Genomic DNA, 17,747 nt, shown 5'->3' with positions numbered 1-17,747 from the left:
GCTTGCTCTGCGATCCGTTAACACGCCCGCGTGAAAATTTCACAATTTGGCGCATGTCGCACGCTCTGCGTAGTGGTTTAATTGTCAGGACATGCGGTGCCATGCTGGTAATGCCATCGGGGGCCTCACGCTGACGATTCTGTCGCTGGCGGTGGCCGGTTGTGGACACAAGTGGTGGGTGAGCCAGGCCGACAAGTCCGCCTATGGCGCCGTCGACACCGCACAGAAACGCGCCTTGGGCGAAAAGAAGGATTTCGATATCGCCTATGACCCTTATACCCAGGACAAAGGCGGACAGATCGCCCTCGACGGCAAGGCGGCAGGCCCGGCCCAACCCAAGCCCCGCCAGCTTACCGTTGACGAGTCCTTGCAGATCGCCTTCCGCAACAGCCGGAACCTGCAGACCCGCAAGGAGCAGCTTTACGTCGATGCCCTGGGTGTGGCCAGTTCGCGGCGGTCCTGGGACTATCCGCTGCTGGCCGGATCCATCGACGGGTCCGCCTCCGAGACGCGCATCGGCGAGGGCAGCACCACCGAGGCCGGCGCGCTGGGCATCGGTCCGACGCTGACGCAGCGGTTGATGACCGGCGGCGTGGTGGTCGCGGCGGCATCGCTCGACCTGGCGACGGATTTTCTGGGCACCAAGGGCACACCGATCGGCTCGCTGCTGAACCTCAACGTGACGCAGCCGCTGCTGCGCGGGGCGTGGAATGGCGTGGCATATGAACCACAGTACCGCCTCGAGCGCAACTTGCTGATCAACGTTTTTTCCTACGCGCGGTTCCGCCAGACATTCGCAGCCTCGATCGTGCAGCAGTACTACTCCGTGCTCCAGCGGCGCGACCAGGCCGAGAACGAGATCGAGAACATCTCGCGCCTGGAGAACACGGTGGCGGTCACGCGGGTGCTGGTCGAGGGCGGGCAGGTCTCGCGGATCCAACTGGACCAGGCCGAGCAGAACCTCCTCAACGCCCAGGTGCGGTACCAGCAGCTCCGCCAGAGCTACCAGGACGCGCTGGACGCCTTCAAGGTAACGCTGGGACTTCCGGCCCTGACGAACGTCGAGCTGGATTATCCCGGCGCGCTGGAGGCTTTGGTCAAAACCGGAACGCCGGCGGTGGGGCTCAAGGAAGAGGACGCCATCGCCGTGGCCCTGGCGGCCCGGCCGGATGTGGCCGTGCAGCGTGCCGCCTATCGCGACGCCCAGCGCGACGTGACGCTGGCGGCGGACAACTTCCTGCCGCAATTGGACGTTGAGGTGGACCTGTCCGCCACCGGCACTGAGCCGCGGAAGTTCCAGAGGATCCAGTGGAACCGCCGCACGATGGTCAACAGCATGACGCTGCACTACGACATCGACCAGGTGCCCAACCGCGACGTGTACCGCGTTGCCGTGATCGCCATGGACCAGGCGCAGCGGTCGCTGGCGGAGTTCGAGGACCAGGTTCGCGTCCAGGTGCGCGGGGCGTACCGCGCGCTGCTGCAGAACAAGCGCAGCTACGACCTGCAGGTGCGAAATGTCGAGATCGCCCGGCGGCGGCGCACGCTGGCGGCTTTGCAGCAGCGCGAGGGGCAGGCTTCCGCCCGCGACGTGCTCGAGGCCGAAGACGCCCTGCGGAGCGCCCAGGACGGGCTGACGTCGGCCCTGGTAAGCTACACGACGACGCGGTTGAATTTTCTGGCCGGCCTGGGCCTGCTTTCCGTCGACGAGAAAGGGCAGATTCATGAGCGAAAAGAACCCTTCCGGTTTGACCTCCTCCGCCAGCGGTACGACTACCTCGGCCAGTAAAGCCGCGGCGTCGCGCGGGCGGATGTGGCTGCTGGCGCCGGTCCTCGCCGCGGCGGCCATCGCCAGCTGGCTGCTCTTGGGCAGGACGGTCGAGGGTCCGGCGTCGCTGGGACCGGTGACGAAAGTCACGCGCGGCCCGCTGGTGATCTCGGTGACCGAGTCGGGCGAGATCCGTGCCGCCAATCGAAAAGTCATTGCCAACGAATTGCGCTGGCCGGTAGTTATCAAGGAAGTGGTCGCCGAGGGAGCCCGCGTCGAGGACGGGCAGACCATCGTGGTCTTCGAGTGCAAGGAGCTGATGGAGAGCATCGACAACCTTAAGCTCGACGTGGCCTCGGCAGAAACGGCCAACATCTCCGCGGAAGAAAATTACAAGCTCTGCATCAAGGAAACCGACAATGTCGTCCGCACGGCCAAGCAGGATGTCGAGGACGCCAAACAGGATTTGCAGAAGTACCTCGAAGGGGAATGGCCCATCGCCAAGGCCAAGGCCGAAAGCGACATTCAGATCGCCCAGCGCGACCTGAAGCTGGCCCAGACGAAGCTGGATTTCAAGCTCAAGGTCAACGCCGACCCGGCGTTGAAAAGCCCCTACAGCGCCAATGAGATCGAGGCCGACCGCCTGGGCCTGGAGCGGCTCAAACTGGCCTTGCAGCAGGCCCAGTGGGCGCGGGACATCCTGCTGAAGTTCGACTACCCTCGCCAGAAGCGGACCTTTGAGACCAAAGTCGCCGACGCGCAGTTGGCGCTGGTGCGGGCGGAAGTGGAAAGCCGCACCAAGCGCCTCGTCGCCGAGTCGCAGGCGCTGTCGGCCAAGAGCAGCCTGGCGATGCGCAAGAGCAAACTCCAGGAGCGGGAGGAAAGCGCCAAAGACCTGATCGTCAAGGCCGACCGCCCCGGGCTGGTGGTCTATGACAGCGGAAGTTGGCGCAATCCCGTCACGGTGGCGGTGGGGGAGGAGATCCGCCCGCGCCAGCAGATCATGATCATCCCCAACATGGGCTCACTGCAGGTGGAGACCAAGGTCTTCGAGTCGATCGTCAGCAACGTCAAGCCGGGCATCGAGGCACTGATCACCCCGCGGACGCAGACGGGCAAACCGGCTCTGCGCGGGCGGGTGATGCATGTTTCGCCCCTGCCCGACAGCCAGAGCGGCTGGCTGTCCAGCGGCGAGAAGGTCTTCAACATCATCGTCGAGTTCGATGAGGCCCCGACCGACCTCAAGCCCGGAACGCGCGCCCAGGTCGAGATGATTCTCGCCCGGCTCAGCGACGCGATGTCGGTGCCCATCTCGGCTGTTTTCACGCAGGACGGGCAGAGCGGGCACTTCGTCCGGCGGGTCAGGAATGGGCAGATCGAACGCGTCAGCGTCGTCAAGGGACTGATGAACGACCAGCGAGTCGAGATCCGCAAAGGACTCCAGGAGGGCGACGAGGTGCTGTTGACGCGGCCGGAGAATGTCTCCTCGGGCAAGGGCGCCAAGGCCGTTTCCTCGCAACCGGCCAGCCAACCGGCCGGGGCGAAATCGAAGCCTGCCGGGCGAGGAACATGATGGCCATCGCAAGCCAACCCGGTCCGGACGACCTGGTCGTTTTACAGGATCTTTCGAAGATCTACTCCATCGGTCTGCAGCGGGTGGCGGCGCTGGAGGGTCTGTCCCTGCGCATCACGCAGGGGCAGTACGTGGCGATCATGGGCCCCAGCGGCTCGGGCAAGAGCACCCTGCTGAACATCCTGGGCTGCCTCGACCGCCCCAGCGGCGGGCAGTATTTTCTGGGCGGCCAGGACGTCTCGGGCATGGACGACAACCGCCTCAGCGACGTCCGCAATACGCGCATCGGGTTCATCTTTCAGAGCTTCAATCTCATTCGATGGCTGACGGTGACCGCCAACATCGAGGTGCCCCTGTTCTACCAGGGCGTCAAACGCGCCCAGCGCCATCCGCGCAGCCGCGAACTGGCGGAGATGGTCGGCCTGGGCAACCGCATGAACCACCGCCCGTGGGAACTCTCGGGCGGGCAGCAGCAGCGAGTGGCCGTCGCGCGGGCGCTGGCCAACGACCCGCTGATCCTGCTGGCCGACGAGCCCACCGGCAATCTCGATTCGCGCACGACCGAGGAGATCCTGAACCTCTTCGACGACCTGCACCGCCGCGGGCGCACCATCATTATGGTCACGCATGAAGACGCCGTGGCCCAGCGGGCCCAGCGCGTCATCCGCCTGCGCGACGGGCGCGTCGAAACGGACTGCCTCCAATGAAAGCCCTCCACAAGGTCACCGACATCGCCATGCTGGGGCTGCACAGCCTCTCGGTGCATGTGGTGCGCTCGATCCTGACAGCCTTGGGAATCATCATCGGCGTCTGCAGCGTCGTGATCATGCTTGCCGCCAACGCCGGCGCCGCCCACAAGGCGGCGATGACCCTGCGCGCCCTGGGCAGCAACAACATCATTATCAACACGATCAAACTGCCCGACCAGACTGCCGGCGGGTCCTCGCGCGAACGCAACCAGATCAACGCCTATGGATTGCTCCGCAGCGACGTGCCGAGGCTTTCGGGAAGCGTTCCGGGCATCACGCGCTGCGTCGTGGCACGCGTCTCACTGCGGGACACCCACGTGCGAGGGCAGAATCTCACGGTGGCGGCCGTGGGCACCGAGCCCGAGTATCTCGACGTCGCCCGCCTGAACATCCTGGCCGGGCGATTCATCACGGAACTGGACAAGCAGGAGCACAAGGCCCACTGCGTGGTTACGGCGAGTCTCGCAGAACGGATGTTCGCCTTTGAGAACCCGCTGGGAAAGGTCCTCACACTCGACGGCGAGCCGTTCGTGGTGGTGGGGGTGATGGACCGCCTGCCGCCGTCGCTGGCCGGACGCGCCGACGAGGCGGGAAACAACGTCATCATCCCGCTGACGGCCGACCAGGACCGCTTCGGCGACGTCAGCATCCGCGTCACCGGCCTCAGCCGCACGATCGAGAAGGTTGAACTCAGCCAGATCATCATGCAGATGGAGAACGAGCAGTCGGTTATCGAGGGTTCGGCCGTCGCGCGGGGGTTGCTGGCGGCTTTTCACGACAGCGGCGACTATGACCTGGTCGTCCCGCTGGAACTGATCGCCCAGCAGAAGCAGCAGATGCACTTGTGGAACATGATGTCGGTAGTGATTGCGGCGGTATCGCTGGTGGTGGGAGGCATCGGGATCATGAACATCATGCTCGCCAGCGTTACCGAGCGGACGCGCGAGATCGGCGTCCGCCGCGCCTTGGGGGCAAAGAAGCGCGACATTATCGCCCAGTTCCTTATCGAGGCGGTGATGCTCACCACAGTCGGCGGGCTGATCGGCATCGCCATCGGTCGATTCGCCCCGTTGATCATCGAGCGATGGATCGACTTCACCGCCATCGTCACCCCGGCCACCCTCGTCGTGCCGTTCATGATGGCCGTGCTGGTGGGCCTGGTCAGCGGCCTTTACCCCGCACTCCGCGCGGCCAACCTCAACCCCATCGAGGCCCTGCGCCATGAGTAGTATGGAGTGCGGCAGCTAAGGCTGCCGCACTCCATAGGCATATGCTAGAATAGCGAGCATGTCCGAAATCATCCGCCCGTTCAACATCATGTGCAAACCCGTGTGCGGGACGTGCAATCTCGATTGCTGCTACTGCTACTACACCGCCAAGCCGCGCGAGTTGTACCCCGACGCGACGAAGTTCATGATGAGCGACGCCGTGCTCGACAGCTACACGCGCCAATACATCCAGACCCAGCCCCAGCAGTGTGAGTTCGGATGGCAGGGCGGCGAACCCACGCTGGCTGGAATCGACTTCTTCCGCAAGGCCGTCGATCTGCAGACGCAGTACAATCTCGGCGAGCAGACCATCTCCAACGCCCTGCAGACCAACGGTACGCTGCTGACGGACGAATGGTGCGAGTTCCTCGCCGAGCACAAGTTCCTGGTTGGCCTGAGCCTCGACGGCCCGCCGCAGTGGCACGACACCTTCCGCCGCGACAAGGCCAACAACCCCACCTTCCACCGCGCGTGGGCGGGGCTGGAACTGCTGCGAAAGCACAAGGTCGAGTTCAACGTGCTGGTAACGCTCAACAGCGCCAACGCCCCGCACGCCGGCGACATCTACCGCTACTTCACCAACCGCGGCGTGGCGTACCTGCAGTTCATCCCGATCCTCGAGCGAACGCCCGACGGTCGGCCGACGCCGTTCTCGTGCTCGGGCGAACAGTTCGGGCGGTTTCTGCTGGATGTGTTCGAGATCTGGGCCACGCGCGACGTCGGTACCGTTTCAGAGCGGCTGATCGACAACGTGCTGCACCAGATCATCTATGGCCAGGCCAGCACCTGCTGCTACGCCGATCGCTGCGCCAATGCGCACGTGCTGGAGTGGAACGGCGACCTGTACGTCTGCGACCACTTCGTCTACAAGCAGTGGCGAGTGGGCAATATCATGGACCGCCCGATGGAAGACCTCGTGCGCGACGCGATGCTCGACGAGTTCGCTTTGCTCAAGACCGAACTGCCCGCCACGTGCCGCGCCTGCGAGTTCCTGCAGTTCTGTCGCGGCGGATGCCCCAAGCACCACATGCCCATCGGCACGGACCCGGCACGCGTAAACCATTTCTGCGACGGCTACAAGGCGTTCTTCACGCACGCCCTGCCGATCCTGGCGCAGATGGCCGAGTACATCAAGGCCGGCAAGACACCGCCGCTGGCGAAACTGGCCGGCGAAGGCAAAGCCGCCAAGCCCGCCCGTCCCGCCCCCGGGGCGGCCGCCCCCAACCGCAACGATCCGTGCCCCTGCGGGTCCGGCCGAAAGTTCAAGAGTTGCTGCGGAAGGAAGTAGCTGCCGTTTCTCAGAGAAACGTTGGGTGGCATGGCGACACGCGTTGTTGTTTTATGCGAGTCGCCATGGGGCTTGAAAAACATGTCTTGAGCGAACATGGCGACCCCGGTGAAACTGGTGTCGCCATGCCACCCGGCCGCTCGAAGACATGGCGGCTGAACAACGGCCGCCATGGCACCCAGCGAGGGCGCTATCCGCCGATCTTGGGCACGGCGGGCACGGTAACGGGCTGAGTGGCGGATCTCATGCGGATTGAGCGGCGGAGTCCCTTTGTCGGCGGGGTCGCGTCGGGCGTCTCGGTCTGCAGATCGTCTCCGGGAATGGCCGGGGAGTCGGCAGCGGGGGGCGTCGTCTGCCTCGAAGCCGCAATCGACCGCAGATGCGACACCGGCAGGGCGAGTTTCATTCCTGAGCCCAGATCAAACTGCAGCGTCTCTATTGCGATCTGCCCGTTGACGCTGGTGGCGCTGCGAAGGGTGATCTGGACGCTGGCGGGCTCGTCGCCGGTAAACTGCGCCTGGTCGATATCCTGGGGCGTCACCGATATCGACCCGGATGCCGTCTGCACAGGGATTGTCGCCTGGGCAATGCTCCCGAAGAGGCGGTCGCCGTTTCTCAGCACGACCGCCGTCTGCCACTGCGGCGCCGAAGCCGGCGTCCCACGGCTGAAGAGCATCTGCTCGATCAGGGCGATGTCAACCGTGAGAGGCTTTTCGAGCTCCAGGGCCAGCGTCTGGCTCTTGGCCGTCAGCAGACCCGTGAGCGTCGAGCCATTGGTCAAGACGGCCCGGTGCAGACCGCTGTCGGGCGTGTCCATGTGCAAGGCGGCCACGTCGGCGGGGTCGAGCTTGAAGGACCCGTAGGCGGTCTGAAAGGTCAAGTCGGCGCTTTGGGGCTTGAACGCCAGGCGCTGTCCGCCGCGCAGCACGACAACGCTGGGCAGGGCGGGAAAAGTCTCGCCTTTCTCGTTTGAAAGGCGGTATGACGCCGACGCCAGGCGGTCGATCTCGACGCTGACTTTGCTGCCGGTGACGGTTGTCAACTGCAGCGGGCCCGAGAGCAATTTTCCCGCTACCACCTGGCCGTCCGTCAGCGCCAGCATGACCTGCGGGTCGTCGCCGGCGGGCCGGGCCATGCCGACCACGTCCTCGGCGGGCAGGTCCAGGCGTCCGAAGATCGTCTCGATGGAATAGGTCTTGTTGAGCAGCGTGCCCATGAGCTGGTCGCCGTTGGCCAGGGAGACCTGGTCGTTCTTCCCGTCGCGCGGCAGGGCCAGGCGGCCGATCATCTGCACGCGGGCGCCCATGTTGGCGATGATCATCCGAAGGGGCAGGGGAATCTTCCGCAGTTCTGCCGCCGGGTCGAACGCCTTCATCGCTGCGACGGCTTGGGGGTGCTGCTTGTGCTGGGTTTCGAAGAAACACAGGGCGAAGGTCTTGCCCGGGCCGATCGAGGCCTTGAAGGCGTATCGCAACTGATTGCTGCCGGCGCTGTACGTGACGCGCGGGCGAACCTTGGACGACTCCGACGAGTACACATGCACCATCGCCTCGGCGCCGGTGTTGTTGTGGCCGGTGGCGATCGCCCAGTCCTGCGGCGTCGGGGCGCCGACTTTGCCCGACGACGTCTGGCACAGCGTCATCGGATAGTTGGTCATGCTGCGATAGTCCAGCGTGACGGTCTGGCGCTGCTCGGTTTTATTCTCGAAAATGTCGATCCACCGGCAGTAGCCGCTCTTGGGGTCGATATAGATGCGCCGCCAGACGCTGAACGACCCGATGGACCAGGGGCCGATCTCGATCTCGCGGCCGTCCTTGCTCAGCGCGGCCGTGCCATTGGCGCTGAACTCCGACCCGTTAGCGCGCAGGTACATCGCCCCGCTGTAGGAGTTGGAGCCGTTGCCGTTGCCGATGGAACCGTTGGGCATCAGGTCCCAGCGATTTCCCTCGCCGTCGTTGACGACCCACGGCCAGTTGCTTTGCTGGGTGGCGCCATCAAGGTGGATGCCGTCGGCGGTTTCCTCGGCCGCGGCGGGGGCGCAGAGACACGCGCTTAGAGCGATTGTCGCCAGCCATCTCAACCGCATTGGAGGACTCCCCATTGCGGAATGAGCATCGGTTGTGGGGCGTTGGGCTCTTCGCCGCCGCCGAGTGACTCGATGATCGCCTCGAGGGCAGTCCGCACTTCCGGATCGGAAGCCTTGCCCAGGCGGACTTTGAGCAGCGGGACGATGTTCTTGCCCATCTGCATCAGGGCCTCGCGGGCCGCCTGGCGGTCCTTGTAACTCTCAGCGCCAAGCTGCGCCAGGTGCCGGTCGACGACCGCAACGACCTTGTCCGGTGGAATCGCCGCTGGACGCTGGATGCTGACGAACTGGCCGACATGCACGGTGAGCACCGGTCCGGGCACGATGCGGAACGCCAGGCGCTGCTCGCTCAGCAGCCCGCGAAGCGTGGAACCGTCCCACGAGAGCGTCTTGCACCATCCCACGTGCGACTTGCTGAACTCCATCGACATCACGCTCGTTGCCGGCGGTTCGGCCGGACCATACTGCGTTTCCAGGACGATCTTGGGCGTCTCCAGCCGCCCCAGGAGCTGGTCCCCGTTGGTCAGGACCGCCCGCGACAGCTCGGGATTTTCCCGGACTTCCTCGGCGAAGACCAGGCGTTTGATCATGTCGCGACGCACCGTCAACGGGCGCCCCAGGCGCAGCGGCAGCGTCAGTTCATCGCCCAGCAGCAGCCCGCCGACGACCGATCCGTTAAGGAACATCGCGCGATGGACGCCGCCGTCTTCGCTGTCCAGATCGACCGACGCCAGCGTGGCGCCTTCCAGGTCGACCGTGCCGTAGCGCGTCTGGAACTTCATCGTCAGGGCCGCGGCATCAAAAGCCAGGCAGTCGCCGCTGCGCAGCACCGCCATCGGACCGGCGAAGGGGCTCTCCTGCGGGCGCGCCTTCGAGATGCGGTAAGACCATTCCGTCAGACGGTCGATGGGGATGGCAAGCGTTCCGCCGGCGGACAGTTCCAGCGAGAGGCTTTGCGGACCGCCGGCGTCGCGAGCCTGACCGCAGATCACCTGCCCGTCGGTCGTCGCCACGCGCACGCGGTCGCCGTGGCTGCCCAGGCGGACCATCCCGACGACCTTGGCCGCATCGAGCGTGACGGGGCCGTAGAGCGTCTGGAGGGTGAAGTTCTTGTTCAGGATCGTGCCGAACTTTCGGTCGTCGTTGCCCTCGATGACGGTGTCTGCCGTGGTGCTGCGGTCGAGGTCGAGCCCTTCCAGGGCGCCGCCGGTCTTCCAGTTGACGATGAGGTTGCGCACCGGTTCGGGCAGGTCGCGCAAGGCCGGGCGGATCTGAAAGCCTTTCATCAGCTTGCTCAATTCGGTCGTGGAATTGTTCTGCGACTCGAAGTGGCACAGCACTACCGTCATGCCCGCCGCGATACGCAGATTGTACCGCACGTAGATCTGGTTGCCCTGCACGGTGACGCTGGGCAGCACGTCGGCGTTGGGGCTGCACACCAGGTGCAGCAGCGAGGGAACGTTAGGCCCGCCCTGGGACTGGGTGACAAAGCCGGAATCTTTCGCCCCGAACGTTGCCCCGCCGGTGCTGGTGAGGGTCTGACCGATGTTGTAGTTGGTGCAGGTGTAGATCGACACCGGCACGACCACCTCGGAGGAGCTGTTGTTTTCGAAGATCTCCAGCCAGCGGGCCAAGCCGCGGTCTTTGTAGACCTTGATGCGCCGGCTGAAGGTGATGCTGTTCATCTGGCTGGGACCGATCTCGATCTCGTCGCCGGCGTCGTTGGACCAGGCAAACCCGCGTGCGCCGAGATTGCTGCCCCAGATCTGGCAGTACATCCCGCCGCTATAGGCGTTGTTGGCGCCCTGGCCGATATTCCCCGACGCCTGGATGTCCCACCGGCACGAGGCCCCGTCGGACGTTTCCCAGACCATGTTGACCCGCCGGGTCTGCGGCAGGTGCAGGCGGGCGGGCGCTTTTGCGCCCGCCGCCGATGAGACGGGAACATCGCCGTCGGCGGCGACGAGGAGTCTTCTGCCAAAGGCCCCGGCACAGAGTGCTGCGACCAGGACGGCGGCAATAATGTGTCGGGCGGTTCTCATAAAATTTGCGGGTGCGCCTGTCTGTTGTCGGGTTTAACTGCCGATACGTATGACGTTCGACCGCGCCGGCGGTTCCCGCACAGCTGCTTTTTTCTGCCGGGCCCGCACGATAGTTCTATGCAGCGGCTGTGGTATTATGGTCTTGCCGATAAGTCATTACCATGAGAATTCATCTGGTTGCTCTTGATATTGACGGGACGCTGCTGAACTCCGCCAAGCAGATCACCGCCACCACCGCGGCGATTGTGCGGATGGCCCGCAAGCAGGGCGGCGTGCATGTGGTGCTGGCCAGCGGCAGACCGCCGCGGTCGCTCATGCCGATCTATCGCCACCTCGACCTGGACAGCCCGACCATCAGCTACAACGGCGCCCTGGTCTTCGACCCGCCGTCCAACCGCATCCTCATGCATCGTCCGCTGGCACTGGAAATGTGCTGGCAGGTGGTCGAGGCCGCCCGCGACGAGTACCCCCAGGTTGTCATCTCCGGCGAGATCCTCGATCGCTGGTATAGCGAACCGTACGACCCGGCTCTGGCGGTGATGGCCGGAAAGACATTCCACCCGCACGAGATCGGCCCGGTCGAGACGTGGCTCGTCGAGCCGGCGACCAAGCTGCTCCTGCTGGGCGAACCGGGACGCCTCGTCGAGTTGCAGAAGGAAATCGAACTGCGCCATCCGCACCAGATGACCATCTGTACCGAGGGGCCTCTGCTCCAGATCACCCACGCCACCGTCTCCAAGCGGGAAGCCCTGAAAATGGTCGCTGCCGAGATGGGCGTCATGCAGAGCCAGGTCATGGCTATCGGCGACAACCTCAACGACGTCGGGATGCTCGAATGGGCCGGCGTCGGAGTGGCGATGGGCAATTCCCCCAAGACCGTCCTGAGAGTGGCCGACTACATCACCGACACCCACGACGCTGACGGCGCCGCCAGCGCCATCCACGACATCATCCTCGGCGGTCTCAAGAAACTGGGCGGCGAGGCGTAATATGGAGTGCGGCAGCCAGAGCTGCCGCTTTGGGAGTTGTTGGCGGGGTAGAAACTCTAAAAGCGGCAGCTAAGGCTGCCGCACTCCATAGAGCAGTGCGGCGGCATTTTCGCCCAGGACCGCCGCTTTGTCGGCCTCGGGGATCTCCAGCGAGCGGATGAACTCGATGTCGGCCGACTGGCTCTGCCACGGCCAGTCGGTCCCGAACAACACGCGCCCGGCGCCGTGTTCTTTGATCAGTTCCGTCGCGCGATGGGCTCCGAGAAGTTGGAGGCTGAAGGAGGTTTCCAGATACACATTGCGGCCGACGAGGTGCTCGTAAGACTCGTCCCAACTCTTCCACCCGCCCAGGTGCGTGCAGACGAGCTTGATGCCCTCGTGCCGCGCCAGGATCGCCGCCATGCGAGCCGCCGACGCGCGATCGTCGTCGGGGGCAAAGGCGATGTCGCGGCCGCAATGCAGCGTCACCAGCAGGCCGAGCTTGGCGGCCTGGGCGTAGATCGCATCGGCCCGCGCATCGTCGGCTGCAAAGTCCTGGTACATCGGGTGCAGCTTGATTCCACGGAAGCCCTCGTCGGCGAATCGCCGGACCCAGGCGGCGGCGTCAGGCGTATCGGGATGCACCGAGGGGAAGGGGATGATCCGGTCGCTGCGGATGCCGCGACACCATTCGAGGATTCCGGCGGCCTGGTCGGGCTTGGTGGCGATGGCGCAGATGACGGAAGCATCGACGCCGGCTTCGTTCATCGACTGCACGAGCGAGGCGATGGTGCCGGCCCCGACGGCTTTCCAGCTTGCCAGCGATTCGAGCTTGGCGATGGCCCGCTGGGCGATGGCGTCAGGGAACGCGTGGGTGTGGATGTCGATGATCATAGGGCTTAGGTCGTAGGGGTTAGGGTTCAGGGAGTATACCGCCGCGTCTGCTCTTGTGGAACGCTGGTATTACATCTATGATACCTCGCTTCACGGGTGAGACGGGTGCCACGCACAACTCCGTTGTGCGTGTCCCTGACCGACCCGGAGAGCATGGGCGAGACGCCCATGCCACACGGGAGCATGGGCGAGACGCCCATGCCACACGGGAGCATGGGCGAGACGCCCATGCCATACGGCAAGAGCATGGGCGAGACGCCCATGCGACTCACGGGCAAGATGCCCGTGCTACTGGAGACTGACGATGGCGGATAAAGCCAACCAGAGCAATGAACTGATGGACAAGCTGGTCGCCCTGTGTAAACGCCGGGGATTCATTTTCCAGTCGTCGGAAATCTACGGCGGCATTGGCGGGTTCTGGGACTACGGCCCCCTGGGCGTCGAGCTCAAGCTCAACCTCAAGGCCGCCTGGTGGGAAGACATCGTCCGCCGCCGCGACGACGTGGTCGGCCTCGACTGCTCGATCATCATGAACCCCAAGGTCTGGGAAGCCTCCGGCCACGTCGGCGGGTTCGCCGACCCGATGGTAGACTGCAAGCAATGCAAGAGCCGCTTCCGGGCGGACAGTATCGGCTTTGTGCGGCTGCTCAGCGACACCGACGAAGTGGTGATGGAGACGATGACGGAGTCGGCGGCCGACCTGCATGGCGATGCACTGATTGCAGCGCTGGCCGAGTCTGCCAACTCCAAAATCCGCCGGCGGATCACGCAGCTTCAGGAGCAGAACCGCCTGAAGGTCGAAGGGCCATTCGTTGCCCACCAGAACCCTGAGAAATGCAAATGCCCCCGCTGTGGCGGCGAATTGACCGAGGCGCGGCAGTTCAACCTGATGTTCGAGTCTCACGCTGGCGCTGTGCGGGACGAAGCCAGCAAGGTCTACTTGCGTCCCGAAACTGCACAAGGCATCTTCGTCAACTACAAGAACGTGATGGACACCAGCCGCATGAAGGTGCCCTTCGGCATCGCGCAGATTGGTAAAAGCTTTCGCAACGAGATCAACCCGCGCAACTATACCTTCCGAAGCCGCGAGTTCGAGCAGATGGAAATCGAGTTCTTCTGCCACCCGTCCGAGGCCGACAAGTGGTACGAGTACTGGCGCGATGCACGCTACCAGTGGTGGGTGCGGCACGGACTCAAGAGCGAGAAGCTCCGCCTGCGCAATCACGAGAAGGACGAACTGGCCCATTACGCCCGCGCGTGCGCGGATGTCGAGTACGAGTTCCCATTCGGCATCTGTGAGCTCGAAGGCATCGCCAACCGCACGGACTTCGACCTGACGCAGCACCAGAAGTTCTCGGGCAAGGATCTGACGTACTTCGACGACGAGACGAAGGAGCGGTTCATTCCCTACGTGATCGAGCCCTCCGGCGGCGTCGACCGCGGAGTGCTGGCGTTCCTGTGCGAGGCCTACGCCGAAGACCAGGCCCCGGACGAGAACGGGCAGATGCAGACGCGGGTGGTCATGCGGTTCCATCCGCGGCTGGCGCCGATCAAAGTAGCCGTCTTCCCGCTGGTCAAGAAAGACGGCATGCCCGAGATCGCCCAGGAAATCCACGCCGCGTGTCGCAACGCCGGGCTGTCGAGCTTTTACGACGAGAAGGGCGCCGTCGGCAGGCGGTACCGCCGCCAGGACGAAGCAGGCACGCCGCTGTGCGTCACCGTCGACGGTCAGACGCTGCAGGATGGCACCGTCACCGTTCGCGACCGCGACAGCCTGGAGCAGATCCGCATTCCCAAAGACCAGGTGGCCGCGCACGTGCGCAGCGTGATCGCGAAGAATTAGCCCGCCGCTGCGCAATCGCAGGGCATGCGATTGCATGACCGGCGCGGGATTGTATAATTCAGGCAGTAGCGTTTCGTGCAGCAGCGGCAGTGGGGGGGGCCGCAAGGGAGCAGCCATGGCAAGTGCGCTGATTATGATGGCGATGTCGGCGGCAACGACGGCGGTGGGGGTCTTCACCGACGGAATCACCGCCCCGCTCTACAGCACATTCTGGCCGGTGCTGGCGACGTTTTACACGGTCGTGCTTCTGGCAGCCACGTGCGCGGTCGTCTTCCGCGATGCGCGCCGGACGTACCTGGACTAACCGCAGCCGCCTCAGCGGGCGATGGATCGTCTACCGCCAAGCGGCTGGGCCTTTTGGAGAAACGACATGAAGAGCAAGTTGATAATCCTGCTGGTCTGCCTCAATGTGATATTGCTGGCGGCGGTGATCTGGGGACCGACCCAACCGTCCCAGGCCCAGGAAAGCTTCCGCACGACGGACTACCAGATGTACACGACCCGCATCGGGATCGCCTCCGAAGGGCTGATCGTCGTGGACCTGGCAAAGCGGTCCATGCGCGCCTGGAGCCTGGCCGCCCCGCGCGGCGGACGCTATCAGATGATCATGCTGCGAGGAACTCGCGACCTGAACGTCGACTACCGCCGCGGCGCCGCCCAATAACACCCCCAGGGAGACAACCATGAAGAACCCACAGAATATCCTGATTGCCTCGCTGGTGCTCTCGGCCGTCGTCCTCAGCGCCATCGTCCTGTCCACGTTCGTCCAGACCAGCCAGCCCGCCCAGGCCGGAAATGTCTTCGCTCGCTATTACGGCATGGCCGGGACGGTGGGGCAGGTGGCTCAGAGCGCCGACGCGCTGTATCTCATCGACGTCGACGCCAGACGCCTCAACGCCTACGCCCTGGACCCCGCCAAAGGGACCATCGAACTGCTTGACTCGGTGGACCTCGCGCAGGCCTTCCGCTGACAGCGACGCCCTTGAACGAACAGATTTCATCCATCGGCCGCAGGTCGCTGTCCGGCCAACCGCTCGACCGCGCGGACCTGACGACGCTGGCGGGCCTGTGGCAGGACCATCTGCACGATCTGCTGTACTGGGCCAATCAGGTCCGCACCAGCCGCTTCGGTCGCGCCGTGCGACTCTGCTCGATTGTGGCGGGCAAGACCGGACGCTGCAGTGAAGACTGCAAGTGGTGCGCGCAAGCGTCGCGCTACAAGACTCAGTGCCCGTCGCATCGCGCCGCCGGCGGCGAAATCGTCGAGGCGGCGAAAACCGCCCACCGGCGGGGGGCCTGCCATATCGGCGTGGTGAACTCGGGACGCCACCCGTCCGCCGACGACCTGCAGACGGTCGTCGAGGCCGCCGCGGCGATCGGCTCGCCCGAGGGGGCGGGTATCCGGTGCTGCGCCGCGCTGGGCGAGTTGACCCCCCAACAAGCGCGGGACTTGGCGGCCGCCGGGATCGTTCGGTACAACCACAATCTGGAAACATCGCGGCGGATGTTCGCCCAGGTCGTCACGACCCACACGTTTGACGACCGCCTGGCGACCCTGGCCGCCGCCCGCGCCGCCGGAATGGAACTCTGCTGCGGCGGCATCTTCGGCCTGGGCGAAACCTGGGACGACCGCATCGACCTGGCGATGACCCTTCGTGATGAGGTTCGCCCGCACGCCACGCCGCTGAATTTTCTGCACCCCATCCCCGGCACGCCGATGGGCGGCCGCACGCCCATGAGCCCGTCGGAGATTCTGGCGACCATCGCCATCTTCCGCCTGGCCATGCCCGATGTCGACCTCAAAATTGCCGGCGGACGCGAGCTGAACCTGAGAGACCTCCAGAGCTGGATGTTCTACGCCGGCGGCACGAGCTGCCTGGTGGGCGACTACCTGACGACAAAGGGCCGCGGCGCCGAGGAAGACCTCAAGATGATCGCCGACCTCGGCCTGGAGGTGGTCGACGAATTCCCGCCCCGCATATCACGCCGGCCGTAGCTGCTGCTTGTGGCGTCGTTGACGAGGGGAAGTGCCATGCATTTCACGGCCGCAACCAAGGGTCGCTTCTGGCGACGCAGGGCGGCGAGTCCCGCGGGCCATTCCGACGTATCCATGCACCTTGCCCCCCCCACAACCACACATAACCTGTATTATCGGACGTTCCGGACGGGGGAGCTGGGGAGGGGCTCAGTTACCAGGGTCTGCATTCAACTGCGACGGCGACGCATCAACAGCAATGCACCTGCCGCCAGCACGGACAGCGTCGCCGGTTCCGGCACGACGTCCCAGCCGATCAGGTCCATCGCGATCAGGTCCTGCTGGCTGATAGTCATCCGTTGACCGGCGGCCACGGCCGGTTCCATCAGATTGGACATATCGCCCGCTTCCCACAATGACGCCGGCGCCCCATCGCCGTTGTAGTAGCCCGTGGATAGCGCCGCGACGCCGTCGCCATAATAGAACACCTGGCTGCCCCCGGGCGTCAGGTATCGCGCCGCGCTGGTAAAGTCAAAGGTGGGCGACCCCGCATCGGCGGCCGCAAACCGGAACAGGTCCAGCGGCGTCGGCATGGTGTAGTCGGGGGTATACGCCAGGTAGGCGTCGATGTAGTCCAGGTCGCTCATGAACCCAAGCACGTGCCCGATCTGCCTCATGGCCAGACCGACGAAATCGAACTGGGCGGCGCCGATGCCATCGGCGGGGTTGTAGTCCCAGGCGATGTCCGACGACAACGCGACCGCGCCGGCCAATTTGCCCTGGTCCAACGTCCCGCCCAGGGCATGATAGTTGGCTAGCGTTACGGACATGCCGCCCACGCTCCAGCCGACGGGCAAGATAGCTGAAAATTCGGCGCTGGTCGGCAAGGCAGGCAGCAACGCCGCCTCGCGGGCGTTGTTGACCTCTCCGGCGTTGGCCGAAACCAAGTCGCGAATGGACGAATAATCATCAAGATGCCAGATCGAATTGGTAACCGCCAGGGTACCGCCCAGCGACGTCAGGTTCACGTGAATGTTGACAGTGATGGGGTCTTTGAGCAACGCCGACCAGTTGGCCGCGGCCTGGTCAAACGCCGCCCTGGCTGCGGGATTGGAATCCAGCCCGGAGCCATACGTCAGGGCAAAGGTGGTGTTGGCGTGGGCGTGCCCGCACGGCAGGCAGGCGGCGAAAACGACCAACAGCGATAATGAAACGTTGCGCGCGAATCCGTTCACGGGTGTCATGACGAAATCTCCTTGGAAGAACGCGGCTCCTGGGAATCCTCTTATCCTC

General features: G+C 64.6%; 16 protein-coding genes. 12 read left to right on the top strand and 4 right to left on the bottom strand.

Features of this window, described 5'->3' with window-relative positions:
* Positions 1 to 91 precede the first annotated feature (91 nt).
* The 5 genes from ABFD92_18795 to ABFD92_18775 are packed head-to-tail and all read left to right on the top strand — an operon-like array spanning position 92 to position 6,646.
* The gene (locus tag ABFD92_18795; protein MEN6506590.1) at positions 92 to 1,789 is read left to right on the top strand and encodes a TolC family protein; all 1,698 of its coding nucleotides are present in this window, start codon (positions 92 to 94) and stop codon (positions 1,787 to 1,789) included.
* Positions 1,725 to 3,341, top strand: coding sequence for a hypothetical protein (locus ABFD92_18790; GenBank protein ID MEN6506589.1), 1,617 nt, complete (start codon positions 1,725 to 1,727; stop codon positions 3,339 to 3,341). The genes ABFD92_18795 and ABFD92_18790 overlap by 65 nt, the downstream gene beginning before the upstream one ends.
* Entirely contained in the window at positions 3,341 to 4,048 is a 708-nt protein-coding gene (locus ABFD92_18785; protein ID MEN6506588.1) for an ABC transporter ATP-binding protein, read from the top strand. Before ABFD92_18790 ends, ABFD92_18785 begins: the two co-directional genes overlap by 1 nt.
* The gene (locus ABFD92_18780; GenBank protein MEN6506587.1) at positions 4,045 to 5,319 is read left to right on the top strand and encodes an ABC transporter permease; all 1,275 of its coding nucleotides are present in this window, start codon (positions 4,045 to 4,047) and stop codon (positions 5,317 to 5,319) included. The genes ABFD92_18785 and ABFD92_18780 overlap by 4 nt, the downstream gene beginning before the upstream one ends.
* A gap of 58 nt (positions 5,320 to 5,377) precedes the next feature.
* Positions 5,378 to 6,646: an anaerobic sulfatase maturase gene (locus ABFD92_18775; GenBank protein MEN6506586.1), complete on the top strand. Its 1,269-nt coding sequence runs from the start codon at positions 5,378 to 5,380 to the stop codon at positions 6,644 to 6,646.
* A 190-nt stretch (positions 6,647 to 6,836) separates the two neighbouring features.
* Here the strand turns inward: ABFD92_18775 and ABFD92_18770 are convergent, their stop codons facing one another.
* The gene (locus ABFD92_18770) at positions 6,837 to 8,732 is read right to left on the bottom strand and encodes a hypothetical protein (GenBank protein ID MEN6506585.1); all 1,896 of its coding nucleotides are present in this window, start codon (positions 8,730 to 8,732) and stop codon (positions 6,837 to 6,839) included.
* Entirely contained in the window at positions 8,723 to 10,774 is a 2,052-nt protein-coding gene (locus ABFD92_18765) for a hypothetical protein (GenBank protein MEN6506584.1), read from the bottom strand. Before ABFD92_18765 ends, ABFD92_18770 begins: the two co-directional genes overlap by 10 nt.
* Before the next feature lie 161 nt (positions 10,775 to 10,935).
* Here ABFD92_18765 and ABFD92_18760 point away from each other — a divergent pair, with 161 nt between their 5' ends.
* Positions 10,936 to 11,763: a Cof-type HAD-IIB family hydrolase gene (locus ABFD92_18760; protein MEN6506583.1), complete on the top strand. Its 828-nt coding sequence runs from the start codon at positions 10,936 to 10,938 to the stop codon at positions 11,761 to 11,763.
* Positions 11,764 to 11,832: 69 nt separating this feature from the next.
* Here ABFD92_18760 and ABFD92_18755 read toward each other — a convergent pair whose 3' ends face one another.
* Complete coding sequence (locus tag ABFD92_18755; protein ID MEN6506582.1) at positions 11,833 to 12,636, bottom strand: amidohydrolase family protein; 804 nt, start codon at positions 12,634 to 12,636, stop codon at positions 11,833 to 11,835.
* Positions 12,637 to 12,741: 105 nt separating this feature from the next.
* Between ABFD92_18755 and ABFD92_18750 the strand changes: the two genes are divergently transcribed.
* The 6 genes from ABFD92_18750 to bioB all read left to right on the top strand — a co-directional run bounded on the left by ABFD92_18750 (position 12,742) and on the right by bioB (position 16,475).
* Positions 12,742 to 12,951 carry a hypothetical protein gene (locus ABFD92_18750; GenBank protein ID MEN6506581.1) on the top strand — a complete coding sequence of 70 codons (210 nt, stop codon included), beginning with the start codon at positions 12,742 to 12,744 and terminating at the stop codon, positions 12,949 to 12,951.
* Positions 12,941 to 14,479, top strand: a complete 1,539-nt coding sequence (locus tag ABFD92_18745; protein ID MEN6506580.1) for a glycine--tRNA ligase — start codon at positions 12,941 to 12,943, stop codon at positions 14,477 to 14,479. Before ABFD92_18750 ends, ABFD92_18745 begins: the two co-directional genes overlap by 11 nt.
* A gap of 115 nt (positions 14,480 to 14,594) precedes the next feature.
* Entirely contained in the window at positions 14,595 to 14,783 is a 189-nt protein-coding gene (locus tag ABFD92_18740) for a hypothetical protein (protein ID MEN6506579.1), read from the top strand.
* 66 nt (positions 14,784 to 14,849) lie between these two features.
* Positions 14,850 to 15,143 carry a hypothetical protein gene (locus ABFD92_18735; GenBank protein MEN6506578.1) on the top strand — a complete coding sequence of 98 codons (294 nt, stop codon included), beginning with the start codon at positions 14,850 to 14,852 and terminating at the stop codon, positions 15,141 to 15,143.
* A 19-nt stretch (positions 15,144 to 15,162) separates the two neighbouring features.
* Complete coding sequence (locus ABFD92_18730) at positions 15,163 to 15,450, top strand: hypothetical protein (GenBank protein ID MEN6506577.1); 288 nt, start codon at positions 15,163 to 15,165, stop codon at positions 15,448 to 15,450.
* Positions 15,451 to 15,461: 11 nt separating this feature from the next.
* On the top strand, positions 15,462 to 16,475 hold the full coding sequence (gene bioB, locus ABFD92_18725; protein MEN6506576.1) for a biotin synthase BioB: 1,014 nt from the start codon (positions 15,462 to 15,464) through the stop codon (positions 16,473 to 16,475).
* Between the two features lie 209 nt (positions 16,476 to 16,684).
* Here the strand turns inward: bioB and ABFD92_18720 are convergent, their stop codons facing one another.
* Complete coding sequence (locus ABFD92_18720) at positions 16,685 to 17,698, bottom strand: NF038122 family metalloprotease (GenBank protein ID MEN6506575.1); 1,014 nt, start codon at positions 17,696 to 17,698, stop codon at positions 16,685 to 16,687.
* Between the last annotated feature and the right edge of the window lie 49 nt (positions 17,699 to 17,747).

This window comes from Planctomycetaceae bacterium (assembly GCA_039680605.1).
Taxonomy (GTDB): Bacteria; Planctomycetota; Phycisphaerae; order SM23-33; family SM23-33; genus JAJFUU01.
This window is presented reverse-complemented; position numbering and strand designations above follow the sequence as displayed.

What these genes read in the sequence shown, in the direction of transcription:
- ABFD92_18730 (MEN6506577.1), top strand. Translation starts at nt 15,163, where the DNA reads ATGAAGAACCCACAGAATATCCTGATTGCCTCGCTGGTGCTCTCGGCC.
- ABFD92_18765 (MEN6506584.1), bottom strand. Translation starts at nt 10,774, where the DNA reads ATGAGAACCGCCCGACACATTATTGCCGCCGTCCTGGTCGCAGCACTC.
- ABFD92_18760 (MEN6506583.1), top strand. Translation starts at nt 10,936, where the DNA reads ATGAGAATTCATCTGGTTGCTCTTGATATTGACGGGACGCTGCTGAAC.
- ABFD92_18740 (MEN6506579.1), top strand. Translation starts at nt 14,595, where the DNA reads ATGGCAAGTGCGCTGATTATGATGGCGATGTCGGCGGCAACGACGGCG.
- ABFD92_18745 (MEN6506580.1), top strand. Translation starts at nt 12,941, where the DNA reads ATGGCGGATAAAGCCAACCAGAGCAATGAACTGATGGACAAGCTGGTC.
- ABFD92_18790 (MEN6506589.1), top strand. Translation starts at nt 1,725, where the DNA reads ATGAGCGAAAAGAACCCTTCCGGTTTGACCTCCTCCGCCAGCGGTACG.
- ABFD92_18735 (MEN6506578.1), top strand. Translation starts at nt 14,850, where the DNA reads ATGAAGAGCAAGTTGATAATCCTGCTGGTCTGCCTCAATGTGATATTG.
- ABFD92_18720 (MEN6506575.1), bottom strand. Translation starts at nt 17,698, where the DNA reads ATGACACCCGTGAACGGATTCGCGCGCAACGTTTCATTATCGCTGTTG.
- ABFD92_18775 (MEN6506586.1), top strand. Translation starts at nt 5,378, where the DNA reads ATGTCCGAAATCATCCGCCCGTTCAACATCATGTGCAAACCCGTGTGC.
- ABFD92_18785 (MEN6506588.1), top strand. Translation starts at nt 3,341, where the DNA reads ATGGCCATCGCAAGCCAACCCGGTCCGGACGACCTGGTCGTTTTACAG.
- ABFD92_18755 (MEN6506582.1), bottom strand. Translation starts at nt 12,636, where the DNA reads ATGATCATCGACATCCACACCCACGCGTTCCCTGACGCCATCGCCCAG.
- ABFD92_18795 (MEN6506590.1), top strand. Translation starts at nt 92, where the DNA reads ATGCGGTGCCATGCTGGTAATGCCATCGGGGGCCTCACGCTGACGATT.
- ABFD92_18780 (MEN6506587.1), top strand. Translation starts at nt 4,045, where the DNA reads ATGAAAGCCCTCCACAAGGTCACCGACATCGCCATGCTGGGGCTGCAC.
- ABFD92_18770 (MEN6506585.1), bottom strand. Translation starts at nt 8,732, where the DNA reads ATGCGGTTGAGATGGCTGGCGACAATCGCTCTAAGCGCGTGTCTCTGC.